The sequence below is a fragment of the Halomonas dongshanensis genome, assembly GCF_024790395.1.
In the GTDB taxonomy this organism is placed as follows: Bacteria; Pseudomonadota; Gammaproteobacteria; order Pseudomonadales; family Halomonadaceae; genus Vreelandella; species Vreelandella dongshanensis.
In genome coordinates this window covers 251,666-266,192 of the sequence record NZ_JAJISC010000001.1, presented here as the reverse complement: position 1 = coordinate 266,192, position 14,527 = coordinate 251,666, and the positions used below count along the sequence as shown (strand labels likewise).

The 14,527-nt window shown below is 64.3% G+C and carries 15 protein-coding genes; 8 read left to right on the top strand and 7 right to left on the bottom strand.

Annotated features, from left to right (window positions below):
- Nucleotides 1-82 precede the first annotated feature (82 nt).
- Complete coding sequence (locus tag LLY24_RS01265) at nt 83-985, top strand: MBL fold metallo-hydrolase (RefSeq protein ID WP_259034454.1); 903 nt, start codon at nt 83-85, stop codon at nt 983-985.
- On the opposite strand, the gene LLY24_RS01260 is transcribed toward LLY24_RS01265, so the two are convergent.
- On the bottom strand, nt 959-1,945 hold the full coding sequence (locus tag LLY24_RS01260; protein ID WP_259034453.1) for an alpha/beta hydrolase: 987 nt from the start codon (nt 1,943-1,945) through the stop codon (nt 959-961). The two genes, LLY24_RS01265 and LLY24_RS01260, sit on opposite strands and share 27 nt — an antisense overlap.
- A gap of 255 nt (nt 1,946-2,200) precedes the next feature.
- Here LLY24_RS01260 and LLY24_RS01255 point away from each other — a divergent pair, with 255 nt between their 5' ends.
- Nucleotides 2,201-4,375 carry a malate synthase G gene (locus LLY24_RS01255; protein ID WP_259034452.1) on the top strand — a complete coding sequence of 725 codons (2,175 nt, stop codon included), beginning with the start codon at nt 2,201-2,203 and terminating at the stop codon, nt 4,373-4,375.
- A gap of 92 nt (nt 4,376-4,467) precedes the next feature.
- A complete protein-coding gene (locus LLY24_RS01250) occupies nt 4,468-4,908 on the top strand; it encodes a PaaI family thioesterase (protein ID WP_259034451.1) in 441 nt (146 codons plus the stop codon).
- On the opposite strand, the gene paoC is transcribed toward LLY24_RS01250, so the two are convergent.
- Genes paoC through LLY24_RS01235 form a run of 3 tightly spaced genes read right to left on the bottom strand, consistent with a single transcriptional unit; the run spans nt 4,856 to nt 8,585 of the window.
- Nucleotides 4,856-7,069 carry an aldehyde oxidoreductase molybdenum-binding subunit PaoC gene (gene paoC / locus LLY24_RS01245; RefSeq protein WP_259034450.1) on the bottom strand — a complete coding sequence of 738 codons (2,214 nt, stop codon included), beginning with the start codon at nt 7,067-7,069 and terminating at the stop codon, nt 4,856-4,858. The two genes, LLY24_RS01250 and paoC, sit on opposite strands and share 53 nt — an antisense overlap.
- Nucleotides 7,070-7,071: 2 nt before the next feature.
- Nucleotides 7,072-8,019: an FAD binding domain-containing protein gene (locus LLY24_RS01240; protein WP_259034449.1), complete on the bottom strand. Its 948-nt coding sequence runs from the start codon at nt 8,017-8,019 to the stop codon at nt 7,072-7,074.
- On the bottom strand, nt 8,016-8,585 hold the full coding sequence (locus LLY24_RS01235) for a 2Fe-2S iron-sulfur cluster-binding protein (RefSeq protein ID WP_259034448.1): 570 nt from the start codon (nt 8,583-8,585) through the stop codon (nt 8,016-8,018). The genes LLY24_RS01240 and LLY24_RS01235 overlap by 4 nt, the downstream gene beginning before the upstream one ends.
- Nucleotides 8,586-8,734: 149 nt before the next feature.
- Between LLY24_RS01235 and LLY24_RS01230 the strand changes: the two genes are divergently transcribed.
- Entirely contained in the window at nt 8,735-9,715 is a 981-nt protein-coding gene (locus tag LLY24_RS01230; protein ID WP_259034447.1) for an XdhC family protein, read from the top strand.
- Nucleotides 9,705-10,304 (top strand): nucleotidyltransferase family protein, encoded by a 600-nt coding sequence (locus tag LLY24_RS01225; protein WP_259034446.1) that lies wholly within the window; start codon nt 9,705-9,707, stop codon nt 10,302-10,304. The genes LLY24_RS01230 and LLY24_RS01225 overlap by 11 nt, the downstream gene beginning before the upstream one ends.
- Nucleotides 10,305-10,318: 14 nt before the next feature.
- Here LLY24_RS01225 and LLY24_RS01220 read toward each other — a convergent pair whose 3' ends face one another.
- Nucleotides 10,319-10,696, bottom strand: coding sequence for a DUF423 domain-containing protein (locus tag LLY24_RS01220; RefSeq protein WP_259034445.1), 378 nt, complete (start codon nt 10,694-10,696; stop codon nt 10,319-10,321).
- Between the two features lie 102 nt (nt 10,697-10,798).
- On the opposite strand from LLY24_RS01220, the gene thiS reads away from it, so the two are divergent.
- From thiS to trmB, 3 genes are all read left to right on the top strand, one after another.
- Complete coding sequence (gene thiS, locus LLY24_RS01215) at nt 10,799-11,017, top strand: sulfur carrier protein ThiS (protein WP_259034444.1); 219 nt, start codon at nt 10,799-10,801, stop codon at nt 11,015-11,017.
- A 63-nt stretch (nt 11,018-11,080) separates the two neighbouring features.
- Nucleotides 11,081-11,875, top strand: a complete 795-nt coding sequence (locus LLY24_RS01210; protein ID WP_259034443.1) for a thiazole synthase — start codon at nt 11,081-11,083, stop codon at nt 11,873-11,875.
- Nucleotides 11,876-11,904: 29 nt separating this feature from the next.
- Complete coding sequence (trmB, locus tag LLY24_RS01205) at nt 11,905-12,648, top strand: tRNA (guanosine(46)-N7)-methyltransferase TrmB (RefSeq protein WP_259034442.1); 744 nt, start codon at nt 11,905-11,907, stop codon at nt 12,646-12,648.
- On the opposite strand, the gene LLY24_RS01200 is transcribed toward trmB, so the two are convergent.
- Together LLY24_RS01200 and LLY24_RS01195 are read right to left on the bottom strand one after the other, a co-directional pair.
- A complete protein-coding gene (locus LLY24_RS01200) occupies nt 12,645-13,799 on the bottom strand; it encodes an MFS transporter (RefSeq protein ID WP_259034441.1) in 1,155 nt (384 codons plus the stop codon). The genes trmB and LLY24_RS01200 overlap by 4 nt on opposite strands.
- Nucleotides 13,790-14,317 (bottom strand): TetR/AcrR family transcriptional regulator, encoded by a 528-nt coding sequence (locus LLY24_RS01195; protein ID WP_259034440.1) that lies wholly within the window; start codon nt 14,315-14,317, stop codon nt 13,790-13,792. The genes LLY24_RS01200 and LLY24_RS01195 overlap by 10 nt, the downstream gene beginning before the upstream one ends.
- Nucleotides 14,318-14,527 lie beyond the last annotated feature (210 nt).

Sequence of the window (14,527 nt, the reverse complement as noted above, 5' to 3'; positions counted from 1 at the left end):
TGCTCTGATAAAAAGCATAAGAATAAAAGAATAAGCATATAATCGAGCAGAACTTCGACGTAACGCGACGACAAGGAGCCCCATGCAAACGTTTCGACTCTCGCCGGGCACGCCCAACGTAGCGGGGTTCTTCGACCCGCGTACCTTTAGCGTGCAGTACGTGGTGAGCGACCCGGCAACGCGCCAGTGCGCGATCATCGACCCGGTGCTCGACTACGACGAGAAGTCCGGCGCTACCGCCACTCATCACGCCGACGAACTGCTTGCCTATATCGCGAAAGAGCGACTCGAGCTCGTTTGGATTCTCGACACGCACCCCCACGCCGACCATTTCTCGGCGGCGGGCTACCTGCACGATCGCACCGGCGTGCCCACGGCGATCGGTCGCCCCATCCAGCAGGTGCAAGCGCTGTGGAAAGAGCTCTACCACTGGCCTGAGCTTGCCACCGATGGGCGCCAGTGGAGCCATCTCTTCGATGACGGCGACACGTTCCAGATCGGTGAGCTCAAGGCGCGCGTGATGCACTCACCCGGCCACACCCTGGCCTCGATGACCTACCTGATCGGCGATACCGCCTTCGTCCACGACACTCTGTTTCAGCCCGACTTCGGCACCGCCCGCGCCGACTTCCCCGGCGGCAGTGCGCAAGCGCTGTGGCGCTCGATCCAGCAGATTCTTGCCCTCCCCGATGACACGCGCCTGTTTACCGGCCACGACTACATGCCAAACGGCCGCGAACCCGAGTGGGAGAGCAGCGTGGCCGAGCAGCGGCGCACCAATAAACACCCCTTGAGCACGGAAGATGAAGCCGCCTACGTCGCCATGCGCCAGCAGCGCGACAGCGAACTGCCAATGCCCAAGCTGATCCTGCATGCGCTTCAGGTCAACATTCAGGGCGGCCGCCTGCCTGCCCCCGAGGCCAACGGCGAGCGCTATCTGAAGATTCCGCTGAATGCGTTAGATGGCGCCGCCTGGGGCAATTAGGCCATCGAGAAACTCGGCCAGGGGTTCGAAAAGCGCCTCGCGAATGGCTTCGGTTTCGTTGACCAGATGGTGGCGCGCCTCGGGGTGGCGTTTGACAAGCGCCTGGGGAAACTTCTCGGTGAGGATGTTGAGATTCCACGCCCAGTCCACCGTCATGTCCTGCTCCCCCTGCAAAATCAGCGTGGGTACGCTGAGCGGGTCGAAGGCGAGAAGCCGGGGAATCCAGCGGCGCATGGCGGTAACCCAGATCACGCTGAGCCGATCGGGCTGGAGCGGATCACGATCGCGCAGGAAAGCGGCAAATTCTTCGTCGTTGGTATTGGGCCGATAGCGACGCGGCAGCTCCTTGACGAAGGGGCTGGCGATGAGATGCAGCCAGCTCGCCTGGCTCCAGCCCCAGGGGCGCACCAGGGGAGCAAGCAGCACCAAGCCCGACCACCCCGCCGCTTCGCGCCGGGATAGCGCATCGGTGGCAAGGATCGCCCCGCCCGTGCTCTGGCCAATACCGACCCAGGGCTTGGGCGCAAGCGCAGCCTCGCTGAGCACACCTTGCAGCGTGGTTAGGCAGTGCTGGTAGTCGTCAAAGTCTTCGATTTCCGCCCGCGGGCCACTGGAGAGCCCGTGCCCCGGCAGATCCCACAGCACCACGCGCCAGCGCTTGGCCAGTAACAGCGCCAAGAGATGGCGATAAAGCCCCAAATGATCGAAATAGCCGTGAATGACGAAGACCGTGCCCACCGGCGCAGGTGGGCTCCACACCTGGCACCAAAGCGAGTGGCGCTGGGTATCGATGAAGCCCGCGTAGACCGCCTCCGTGGCCTCGAAGTGGCTGGTCAAGCCATAGTGTTCGAGGTAGGGCGTGATGGTATCGGCCAGTGCCTCACCCGGCACCAGCTGCACGAGCGGGGCGGTACCCTGTAGGCGACGAAACGCCTCTTCGAAGTGATGAAAATCTTCCATGCTGTTTCTCCCTGGGCGTCGTTCGATGACCGCTCCCTGAACGCCGCTTGGCCCTGCTTATCTTTTGGTCGAGCATAACACTGCTTTCAGTTCTACGCTGTTTACATGACCAAGGTTCTGTGGAAGTATTTTCCATAAATAATTGCGCGCGACGCTGCAGGCTTCTTTTGCCTTACCGACCGCGCAGTCAACGCGCGTTTTGAGCGCGCTATGTCGCACGTACAGTTATGTCGCACGAACAATAGGAGACGCATCATGAGCGAGCGTATTACACGTCACCGCCTGCAGGTAGCTGCCGAACTCGACCGCTTCATCTCGACTGAAGCGCTGCCGGGCACCGGTGTAGACGAAAAAGCCTTCTGGACGGGCGTCGACGCCCTCTTTCACGAGCTGGCGCCGCTGAACCGTCAGCTCCTCGAAAAGCGCGATACGCTGCAAGAGAAGCTCGATAGCTGGCACCGTGAGCATCCCGGTAAAGTGACCGATATGCCGGGCTACCGGCGCTTTCTGCACGAGATCGGCTACCTCGTCGACGCCCCCGCCAACGTCAAGGTCACCACGGCCAACGTCGACCGCGAAGTCGCTATCCAAGCAGGTCCGCAGCTGGTGGTGCCGGTCAGCAACGCCCGTTACGCTCTCAACGCCGCCAACGCGCGCTGGGGCAGCCTTTATGACGCGCTCTACGGCACCGACGTGATCGCCGAAGAGGACGGCGCCGAGAAAGGCACGAGCTTCAACCCCAAGCGCGGCGAGAAGGTTGTCGCCTACGCCCGAGGCGTGCTCGATCGCGCCGCGCCGCTGGCGACGGGTTCTCACCGCGACGCCGTCAACTACGCCATTCGCGATGGCCACCTCGTGGTCACCCTCGACGGCGGCCGCGAAACCGGCCTCAAGAACACCGCCCAGCTTATCGGTTTCAATGGCGATGCCGAGGCGCCGGAGTCACTTCTGCTGGCCAACCACGACCTGCACGTCGAGATCCAGATCGACGCCGCGCATCCCATCGGCAAGACCGACCCTGCCCACGTCAAAGACGTAGTCGTCGAGGCAGCGCTGACCACTATCATGGACTGCGAAGACTCGGTTGCCGCCGTCGATGCCGAAGACAAAGTCGGCGTCTACCGCAACTGGCTGGGGCTGATGAAGGGCGATCTCGAAGAGCGCATCGAAAAAGGCGGCAAGACCTTCACCCGCGCGCTCAACCCTGACCGCACCTGGCGTACCACCGAAGGCGGCAGCGTTACCCTGCCCGGCCGTTCGCTGATGTTCGTACGCAACGTCGGCCACCTGATGACCACCCCCGCGATTCTCGACGCCGATGGCAACGAAGTGCCCGAGGGCATCCTCGATGCCGTGGTGACGTCGCTGCTCGCCCTGCACGACTTGAAAAAGGACGCCGACCAGCCGCGCAACTCGCGCAGCGGCTCCGTCTACATCGTCAAGCCCAAGATGCACGGCCCGGAAGAGGTGGCCTTCGCCAATACGCTGTTCGGCCGGGTCGAAGACATCCTCGGCATGACCCGCGACACCCTGAAAATGGGCATCATGGACGAAGAGCGCCGCACTACAGTCAACCTCAAGGCCTGCATCAACGAGGCGACCTCGCGCGTGGTCTTCATCAATACGGGCTTCCTCGACCGCACCGGCGACGAGATGCACACCGCCATGGAAGCGGGCCCGATGGTACGCAAGGGCGACATGAAGTCGGCCGCCTGGATCGGTGCCTACGAGAAGAACAACGTCATGGTCGGCCTCGCCTGCGGCCTGCGCGGCCGCGCTCAGATCGGCAAGGGCATGTGGGCCATGCCCGATCTCATGCACGCCATGCTGGAGCAGAAGATCGGCCACCCCAAAGCCGGTGCCAACACCGCCTGGGTTCCCTCGCCTACCGCCGCAACATTACACGCGCTGCACTATCACCAAGTCAGCGTGGCCGAGATTCAGCGCGAGCTGGAAGCTCAGGGCGAAGCCGACCTGCTCGACGATCTGCTCTCGGTGCCGGTCGCCGAGAACGCCAACTGGTCGGACGAGGAGATCCAGCAGGAGCTGGACAACAACTGCCAGGGGATTCTGGGTTACGTGGTGCGCTGGGTCGAGCACGGCGTAGGCTGTTCCAAGGTGCCGGACATTCACGATGTCGGCCTGATGGAAGACCGCGCCACGCTGCGTATCTCCAGCCAACACATCGCTAACTGGCTGCACCACGGCGTCGTCGATGCTTCCCGCGTCGAAGAGACCCTCAAGCGCATGGCCAAGGTGGTCGACGAGCAAAACGCAGGCGACGCCACCTACACCGCCATGAGCAGCCACTTCGACGACTCGACCGCCTTCAAGGCAGCCTCCGATCTGATCTTCAAAGGCCGCGAGCAACCCTCCGGCTACACCGAGCCGCTGCTGCATGAGTGGCGCCAGGTGCATAAGGCGAAGTAAACGGACGCGAACACGCGCCATCACGATAAAGCCCTGGGCAACGCCTGGGGCTTTATCGTGTCGGTATCAAACACCCCATGGAGACAATAACTATGACTACCATGAATACCGACGAGATCGAACGATTCCTCGATGACGTTTTTCCCCAGCGCATGGGGCGAATAGAAAGCGTAGGTGAGATGCGCGCGACGATGCGCCTAACCGTAGGCCAAGAGCACTTGCGCCCAGGTCCTCGTGTTTCAGGGCCAACGCTAATGGGTTTAGCAGATGTCGCGCTCTACGTGGCCATTCTCGCCCAGATCGGCCCCGAGCCCATGGCCGTCACCAGCGACTTCAACTGCCACTTTCTGCGCGCAGCGCCAGGCGATCACGACATCCTCGCTCACGCCCGGCTCATCAAACTAGGGCGAGTACTTGGCGTCGGTGAGATCCAGCTCTTCTCCACCGCCGATAGCACACGCCCGGTTGCCCATGTGACGGCTAGCTATGTGCTGCCCTCTCCGCCAGCCCCTCGACCAGCCGGTCGACGGTAATCGGGTAGTCGCGTACGCGCACGCCGGTGGCGTTGTAGACGGCGTTGGCGATGGCGGCGGGAACGCCGCAGATGCCGAGCTCGCCCACGCCCTTGGCCTTGAGCGGGGTCGAGGCGGCATCGGGCGTTTCCAGAAAGACCACCTCCTGCTCGGGGATATCGGCGTGTACCGCCACTTCGTACCCGGCGAGGTCGTGGTTGGTGAAAAAGCCACGCGCGCGGTCGACTTCTAACCCCTCGCTCAGCGCTGCTCCAGCGGCCATGGTCATGCCGCCAAGCACTTGGCTTCGCGCCGTGATGGGGTTGAGAATGCGCCCGGCATCGCACACCGCCAGCATACGGCGAAGGCGTGTTTCGCCGGTGTAGGCGTGCACCGCCACCTCGATGAAGTGCGCCGCAAAGGTGCCGATCTGCAGGCCCTCCTTGAAGTCGCCAAAATGGATTTTGTCCTCGGCTACCAGCTCGTCGCCATCGCCCACATCGGCAAGGGCGAGATCGACGCCTTCGCCCAGAATGCGTCCTTGATCGAAGCGCAGCTCTTCGGCTTTAAGCTGCGCGCCCACCTTCAGCTGCGCGGCGATCTTTTTCTGCAGCGCCAGGCACGCCGCATAAACGCCCGCCGTGGCGCTGGCGGCGCCGAACTGCCCGCCGGAGCCCGAGGAGACCGGATAAGCACTATTGCCCAAGCGCACCTCCACGTCCTCCATGGCGAGCCCCATGGTTTCGGCGGCGGTCTGGGCGATGATGGTGTAGGAGCCGGTGCCGATATCGGTCATGTCGGTCTCGACCACCAGACGCCCGCGCGCAAGCCGCACCCGAGCACCGGAGTCCAGCGTCGGCGCGCCCCGGTAGGCCCCGGCCATCCCGTGGCCGATCAGCCAGGCGCCTTCGCGCCGCCCACCCGGGGTGCGGTTACGCGCCTCCCAGCCAAAGCGCTCGGCGCCCTCGCGCAAACACTCGACGAAGTGGCGCTGGCTAAAGGGCTTATCGGGGTCTTCGGGGTCGACTTGGGTATCGTTGAGGATGCGAAACTCTACCGGGTCCATATCGAGCTTTTCGGCCATCTCGTCCATGGCGATTTCCAGCGCCGCCAGCCCCGAGGCTTCCCCTGGAGCGCGCATATCGGCGGATTCGGGCAGGTGCAGGTCGATGGCGTGATGCGCCACGCGGCGGTTCTCCCCGGCGTAGAAGCAGCGCGTTTGGTTGACCGCGTCTTCGCCGCTGCCGCCGGGCAGGGTGTGCGATACCGCGGCGTGGTCGAAGGCGGTGATGCGCCCATCCTCACCGGCGGCGATGCGCAGCCGCTGAATGGTCGCCGAGCGGTGAGTGGTGTTATTGAACATTAGCGGGCGGGGCAGCGCGACCTTGACCGGGCGCCCGGCGGCGCGCGAGCCGAGTGCGGCGAGCACGGTATCGGCGCGCAGCCAGAGCTTGCCGCCAAAGCCACCGCCTACGTAGGGGCTCTCTAGCCGGATGGCATCGGCGTCGATATCGAAAGTGGTTGCCAGCGCCTGACGCGTCCAGGCGATCATCTGATTGGAGAGCCAAACCGTCATGGCCTTGCCATCGGACCAGTCGACGATCGACGCATGGGGCTCCATCATGGCGTGGCTCTGCGCCGAAGTACGATAGACCGCATCCAACGTGACCGGCGCCTTGGCGATGGCTGCCTCCACGTCGCCAACGTCAGCGGCGGGCTCGCCTAAGTTCTGTAGCCGCTCCAAGGCCGCCTCGAGATCGAACTCGGCGTCCTCCTCGGCGTAGCGCACCTCGATTAGGTTAGCGGCACCTCGGGCGCGCTCGAGCGTATCCGCCACCACTACGGCGATGGCTTGATGGTAGTGCTCGACCACATCGCCGCCGAAAAGCCGGGCAACGTTGCTCTCGGCACGGTTCAGCGGCGCCACGTCGAGGGTCGTGACCACCGCAGCAACGCCCGGCGCCTTGAGCGCCTGAGTCGCGTCCATGTGGGTGATGCGCCCTTTGGCAATGGTAGCGCCCAGTGGGTAGCCGACGAGCTGCCCAGCAGCAACGTCGTGGCGCTCGTAGGCGTAGGGCGCCTGCCCGGAGACTTTGAGCCGCCCATCGATACGCGCATGGGGCTTGCCGACGATGCGCGCATGGTCGAACAGGTTCTCTTCGCTTGCCTGGTTGAAGTCCATGGTTACGTCTCCTCCAACAGCGCCGCTAGCGTACGCTCGGCGAGACGCAGCTTGTAGGCGTTATCACGGGTCGGGCGTGCGCCCTCCAGCAGTTTTTCCATAACGGCGGACGCTCCTTGGGGCAGCGCCTCGTCAGCGGCGTCGCGGCGCCAGGGCCGGGGGGCGACACCGCCTAGCGCCACTCGGCCGCTGCCGTCGTCCTGCTGAATCAGCGCCACCGATACCAAAGCAAAGGCGTAGGAGGCGCGATCGCGAACTTTGTAGTAGGTTTGGCGCCCGCCGACCGGCGCGGGAAGCACGACGCTCGTGATCATCTCACCCGGCGCCAGAGCGCTCTCGATGTGGGGCGAATCGCCGGGTAGCGGGTAGAAAGCATCCAGGGTGAAACGTCGGGTGCGCCCATCAGGCAGCAGCGTCTCCACTTCGGCGTCCAGCGCGCGCAATGCCACGGCCATGTCCGAGGGGTGCGTGGCGATGCACGCCTCGGAGATGCCGATGACCCCGAGCTGACGCGTGGTCGCCCCTTCGCCTTGGGCAGCGCAGCCTGCGCCCGGCGAGCGCTTGTTGCAGGGCATGGCGGTGTCATAGAAGTAAGCGCAGCGGGTGCGCTGCAAGAGATTGCCCCCAGTGGTGGCCTTGTTGCGCAGCTGCCCCGAAGCGCCGGAGACCAACGCGCGGCTCAGCAGCGGGTAGTCGCGCCGCACCCGCGTATCCGCCGAGAGCGCGGCATTACTGGCCATTGCACCGATGCGAAGCCCGCCTTCGGGCGTGGGCGCAATCGTATCCAGGCCTGTACCGGTCACGTCGATCACCTGGGTCGGCGTCTCGATCTCGTGCTTCATCAAGTCGAGCAGGTTGGTGCCACCGGCGATGAACTTGGCGCCCGGCGCCTGAGCGGCGCTGGCCGCAGCGGCGGGGTCGGCCGCTCGTGCGTAGCGAAATGCTCTCATGAGTGCGCCTCCGCCACCTGATGAATGGCCTTGAGAATGTTGGCGTAGGCGCCGCAGCGGCAGAGATTGCCCGACATGCGCTCGCGAATCTCGGCGTCGGTTAGGTCAATGGCGGTAGAGAGATTTTCGGTTACGTGGCTGGGTAGCCCCGCGCGAATCTCCTCCAATATGGCCGTGGCCGAGCAGATTTGGCCCGGGGTGCAGTAGCCGCACTGAAAGGCGTCGTTATCGATAAAAGCCTGCTGCATGGCATCGAGAGACTCGGGCGTGCCGTGCCCTTCGATGGTGGTGATCTCGTCGCCGTCGTGCATCACCGCAAGCGTAAGGCAGGCATTGATGCGCGTGCCGTTGACGGCCACCGTACAGGCGCCGCACTGGCCGTGGTCGCAGCCTTTCTTGGCGCCCGTGAGCGCCAAATGCTCGCGCAGTGCATCGAGCAGCGTGGTGCGGTTGTCGAGAGTGAGGTCGTGGCGGGTGCCATTGACGTGCAGGGTACAGGGCGAATGATCGTCGCCGCAGGCGGCGCTCGCGTCGCGATGTCGTCCAAGCTGATCTGGTGGGTGCATGAGTATGTGCCTTCCATTTCGTGGCTATCGCAATCGTGGCTGCGTAATGTGCATCACCCCTTCAGCATAGACACGATAGTGGAAAGCTGGGCAAGACACCGCCATCCTTATCTTTTTATACGCCCGCGCACAGCCAAGGAATGCACCCCATGCAACATCTTGATCGGCAGGTTATCGAAGGCGCCCTACGCTGGTCGCGCCAGGGCGAAACGGTGTGGCTGTGTACGGTGCTGGCCACCTTTGGCTCCTCGCCGCGTCCGCCCGGCGCCTTGATGGTGGCCACCCACGAGGGGCGGCATATTGGCTCACTGTCGGGAGGCTGCGTGGAAGAGGCGTTTCTCGCCCGGCTTGGGAAGGGCGGCTTCGACCGCGCGGTTACCGTAGTGAGCTACGGCAATGACGAGGGCGACGACGCGCATGGCCCGCGCGTTACCCTGCCCTGCGGCGGCGTGTTGGAGGTGCTCGTCGAGCGGCTTAGCGCAACGCCAGCCACTCACGCTCACCTCGAGCATCTGGCGGCGGCACTTGCCGGTCAGCAGCGCCTGATTCGTCGGGTCGATCTCATTAGCGGCCGCGTCGAGCTCGCTGAGGCGCCGCCTCCAGGGCCGAGCGTGACGCGCCGGGAAGAAACGGTCGAGCTGCGCCTGGGGCCCAGCCGACGCCTGATCATTGCTGGAATATCACCGATCACCGCGCCCTGCGCCGCCTTCGCCGTGACACTGGGGTTCGAGGTGATCGTCTGCGATCCACGCGAGACGGCCTGCGCCGACTTCGACGTGCCTGGCGTTAGGGTCGAGGCGCGACTGCCGTCGGCGTACATCACTCCCGCCACCTGTCACGCCGCCACCGCCGTGGTGGCACTGACCCACGATCCGCGTATCGACGACTTGGCGATGATGGAGGCCGTGCGTACGCCCGCGTTTTATCTCGGCGTCATGGGCTCGCGCCAAACCTCGGCGGCTCGCCGCGAGCGCCTGCTGCGCGCAGGGGGGATGACGGAAGAGAGCGTAGCGCGGATCCACATGCCCATTGGCCTGGCGCTCGGCAGCAAGACCCCGGCGGAGATCGCCCTGGCGGTCATGGCCGATATCGTACGCACCGAACACGGCAGGGCCATCGATGAGCTCTAATGGCGTCGTGGCGCTGGTGATGGCGGCGGGGTTTTCGCGCCGTTTTGGCATTGAAGACAAGCGCTTGGCGCGCCTGCCCGATGGCCAAACGCTGCTCGGCGCCTGCGTCGCCCAGGCAAGCGCACACTTCCCTTGGGTGCGGGTGGCACTGCGCGAGGATGACGTGGTGGATGCGCTAGGCCTGCCCGCCCACAGCGACACCATCGCCATTGCCAACGCCCAGGGCGGGCTGGGGTCGAGCCTCGGCGACGCAATGACCACGCTGCTTACCGATGACCGCCTGGCTCACGCCCGCGCCGTGGCCATCTTACTGGGTGACATGCCTTACCTTGCGCCCGAGACGCTCGTTGCGCTCACCCAGCGCGCGACGGCAGAGATCATCGTGCGCCCCTGCTTGGCGGGGCGCCCCGGCCACCCGGTGCTTTTTGGCCGGGCGCTCTGGCCCACGCTTGCCGCACTTCGCGGCGAAAACGGCGCGCGCGAGGTCATTCGCGCGCATCCCGAGCGCTATCGTGAGCTTGCCGTCACCGATGACGGTATTCTCACCGACATCGACACCCCCGATGCCCTGGCTGCGCTCAGCCAATAGGCGACCCAAATACGCTAAGCGCTTCTAAGCGCGACCAGCGCAAGCGAAAGCCACCCGATGATCAGCAAAAGACCGCCTATCGGGGTGACCACGCCTAGGTTCAGCCCCGCCATTGCCATGGCGTAGAGCGAGCCGGAAAAACCGACGATGCCCAACGCCCAGAAGCCTGCTACCCAGCCCCAGCCTTTGAGCCCAAAGAGACGCTGGCCGATCAGCACGGCCATGATGGCTAACGTGTGCCAGGCCTGGTAGCGCACGCCGGTTTCGGTGGCGTGCACCAGTTCCTCGCTCACCCGCGCGCCAAGGCCATGGGCGGCGTAGGCGCCGATGATGACGGTGACGGCACCGGATAGCGCCACGCCGCACCAGGTCAATCGTTCGTTGCGTTGCATTCGCGTTCCTCGTGAGGGGAAAGGGGATGATGGTCACTGCCGGAAACCGTTACAATACGCCCAGCGCACGACTTTTCCAGGTTTCGACACGAGACGTTTGCCATGCCGACTTCCGCGACCGTAGCGATTACCCTCAACGGTGAACCCTATGACCTCGCCGCCGAGCGCACCGCTGCCGAGCTCGTCGAGGCTCTGGGCCTGACGGGGCGGCGCATCGCCATGGAGATCAACGAGGAGATCGTTCCCCGCAGCCAGCTCAGTGCCACGCGGCTTGAAGCAGGCGACCGGGTAGAGATCGTCCATGCGATTGGCGGCGGCTAGCCCGCGCCTTCCGCCACGCTTTTTAAGCCCTTTTTCATCGATTCAGTGCTCCAGGAGCTGACCATGACGCTGCTACAGGATACGCCCTTCACCGTTGCCGGACGCACCTTCGCCTCGCGCCTTCTGGTCGGCACCGGCAAGTACAAGGACTTCGACGAGACAGCCCAAGCCATTGCCGCCAGCGAAGCGAACATCGTCACCTTCGCCGTGCGCCGCACCAACCTGGGGCAAGAAGCGGGCGCGCCCAACCTGCTCGACGTGATTCCGCCGAGTCGCTATACCCTGCTGCCCAACACCGCTGGCTGCTACACCGCCAAGGACGCCGTGCGCACCTGCCGCTTAGCGCGTGAGCTACTCGATGGCCACAACCTGGTGAAGCTCGAAGTGCTGGGCGACGACACTACGCTCTACCCCAACGTGGTCGAGACCCTGAAAGCCGCCGAGACGCTGCTGGCCGATGGCTTCGACGTCATGGTCTACACCAGCGACGATCCCATCGTTGCCCGCGAGCTCGAAGCCATGGGCTGCTGCGCGATCATGCCGCTGGGCTCGCTGATCGGCTCCGGCCACGGCATTCAGAACCCGCACAACGTGCGCCTGATCGTCGAGCAGAGCCAAGTGCCGGTTCTCGTCGATGCGGGCATCGGCACGGCTTCCGACGCCGCTATGGCGATGGAGCTTGGCTGCGACGGCGTACTACTCAACACCGCCATCGCCCACGCTCGCGAGCCGCAGCGTATGGCACGCGCCATGAAGCTTGCCGTCGAGGCCGGGCGCGAGGCGTTTCTCGCCGGGCGCATGCCGCGCCGCCAGAGCGCCGACCCCTCTTCCCCCTTTGCTGGCCGTATCAACGGCTGAGCCCGATTTGACGACTGATTCGAGACGACATGACCGACCCCAAGCACCCTGGTGAGGCCACTACTGGCCCGGAAGGCCCCGATGCGCCGCTGCACCGTCGCGGCATCAAGAGCTACGTCATCCGCGCCGGTCGCATGACCCAAGCGCAAACGCGTGGGCTAGACGAGGTGTGGCCGCGCTTTGGCCTGACCATCGCCGACGGCCGCCAACACCTCGATGACCTCTTCGGCCGTCGTGCGCCGCGCGTGGTCGAGATCGGCTTTGGCATGGGCACGTCGCTGATCGAGCAGGCCGAGACCCACCCCGAAACCGACTTCATCGGCATCGAGGTTCACTCACCGGGCGTAGGCAAGCTACTCGACGAGGTCGATAAACGCGGCTTGACCAATCTGCGCGTCTATCGCGAAGACGCCCTGGCGGTACTCGAGCAGTGCCTGCCGGAAGGATCGATCGACACCGTGCAGCTCTTCTTCCCCGACCCCTGGCCGAAGAAAAAGCACCACAAGCGGCGGATCGTTCAACCCGCCTTCGTGGCGCTGATCCGCACCCGCCTCGCCCTCGGCGGCACCTTCCACCTCGCCACCGACTGGGAAGCCTACGCCGAGTGGATGGCCGAGGTGATGGAAGCCGCACCCGGGTATGCCAACACGGCAACGCCGGAAACGGCCCCCTACGTACCGCGCCCGGCTTTCCGCCCGTTGACCAAGTTCGAAGCACGCGGCGAGCGCCTGGGCCACGGCGTGTGGGATTTGATCTATCGTCGTGATGCCTAACGTGCGGCCTCCGACAAGGCGTTGACGCGACCCGCGCGGGCAACGCCAGGGGCCAAGGCAAGCAGGGCGAACACGACTATGGCGCAGGTCGCCGAGACGTGATCCATCAATAACCCAAACAGTGGCGCGCCTAGCGTCTGCCCCACGGCGATGGTCAAGAAACCGACCATCAACCCTACTGCGGGCCGATCGGACAGCGCCGCTACCCCCCAGATCAGATAGACGCCGGTCAACGTGATATAGGCCGCGCCAAAGAGCAGCCCCCCGCCGAGCGTCCAGGCCGACGTGGTGCCCGGCATACCGACCATCACGATGCTGGCAGCGAGCAAGGCAAGAAAGAAACGGTGTACGGCATCAAGGCCAAAGCGTGCGACCCAGGTACCCGCGAACGCCCCCGTCAAACCCGCCGCGCCGATGGCGATCCACAGTGTGCCGACATCTACGCCCTCTCCCGACAAGCGCAGCGTGACGAGCTGACCACCAAACGACCAGAGTGCCGTGCTGGCCGCGCCCATGAGAAAGGACGCGGCTATTAGCCGTTTGAGCGCGCCGGTTAGCTTGGGTAACCCTGCGCCGGTTGGCTGCTCACTCTTAACGACGCCTGGCACGCTGAGCGCCACGGCAGCGGCAAGCGCAAATGCCACAATGGCGAAACCGGCAAAGGCCCAGCGCCACTGCTCACCCAAAAGCAGCGCCACCGGTCCTGTCATCACAACGCCCGCTCCTGTCCCGGCGTTGATGACGGTATTGGTAACACCCTGGCGCGATACGCGCACGGTCGCGGCCACTGCCGACGCCATGGGCGGTGAGGCAAGACCCGTGCTGGAGCCCGCCAGCATAACCGCCACTGCAAGCCAAACAGGCGTTGCGGCGGTGGCAATCCCCACCATACCAACGGCCGCCACCAGCGCTGCCGCCGTTGCTACGAAACGCGGGCCACGCCGCTCGGTAAGGTAGGCCGAGAGGAGAATGGCGATGCAATAGCCCAGAAAAGAGCCGCCTGCGATCAGCCCGCTCAACGACGCCGAGAGGGCAAGCTCGCTGTCGATTTGCGGCAAGAAGAGGCCAAATGCGAAGCGGGCGAAGCCGTAGCAAACGGCAATCAGGCTAAAACCGCAGGCGCCTAACGCCATGGCCGGGTTCATACGCATGCTCGCTGCACCAGCGTCGTGGCAGCCTTACCTGCCGCGACGACCGCACGCTCGCCGCGATAGACGGCCGCGGCCGTGGCCCCTTCGAACAGCACCACAATCTGCTCGACCAACTGCGGATCATCCGCTCTGCCCGTTTCCAGCGCCACGATGTCGGCAATCTTCTCTATCATGCGGGCCTTGTGCGCCAGCACGACCTCGGCAACCTCGGGCGTATCGCCCCCGGTTTCACCGTAGGCGCGCAGAAATAGGCAGTTGCGGCAGCCCTCCACGCGCACCCAATCTTCCAATGCCTTGAAAAGCGCCGCTGTGCTGGTGACCTCCAGCCGACGCAAGAACCGTTTTTCACGTTCGCTCAGTACGCTTGCAATCAGCGCACTCTTGCTGCCCGCGTGCTTGTAGAGCGTGCGGCTAGAGATGCCCGCTCCCCGGGTAAGCTTATCCATTCCCGTCGCGGTGAAACCGTGGCGATCAAAAAGAGATTCGGACACGGCAATCAGCGTTGCTTTGATATTCATGTGCGCTTTACTCCTGTGGGCACTCAACCCCAAGTGTAAAACGATCATTTTACATCTACAAATAGTGATGCACGCACGCGCAATCTTCCCGCCTACGCAAGTCGAGACGAGACGAGCTCAGAAGCAAGGATGAAGAGCGTAAAAACGGTGGGCTAGAAAAAAGAAAGCCGCTCCAAGGGAGCGGCGAAAAGACCGTGACTAGCAATGAGA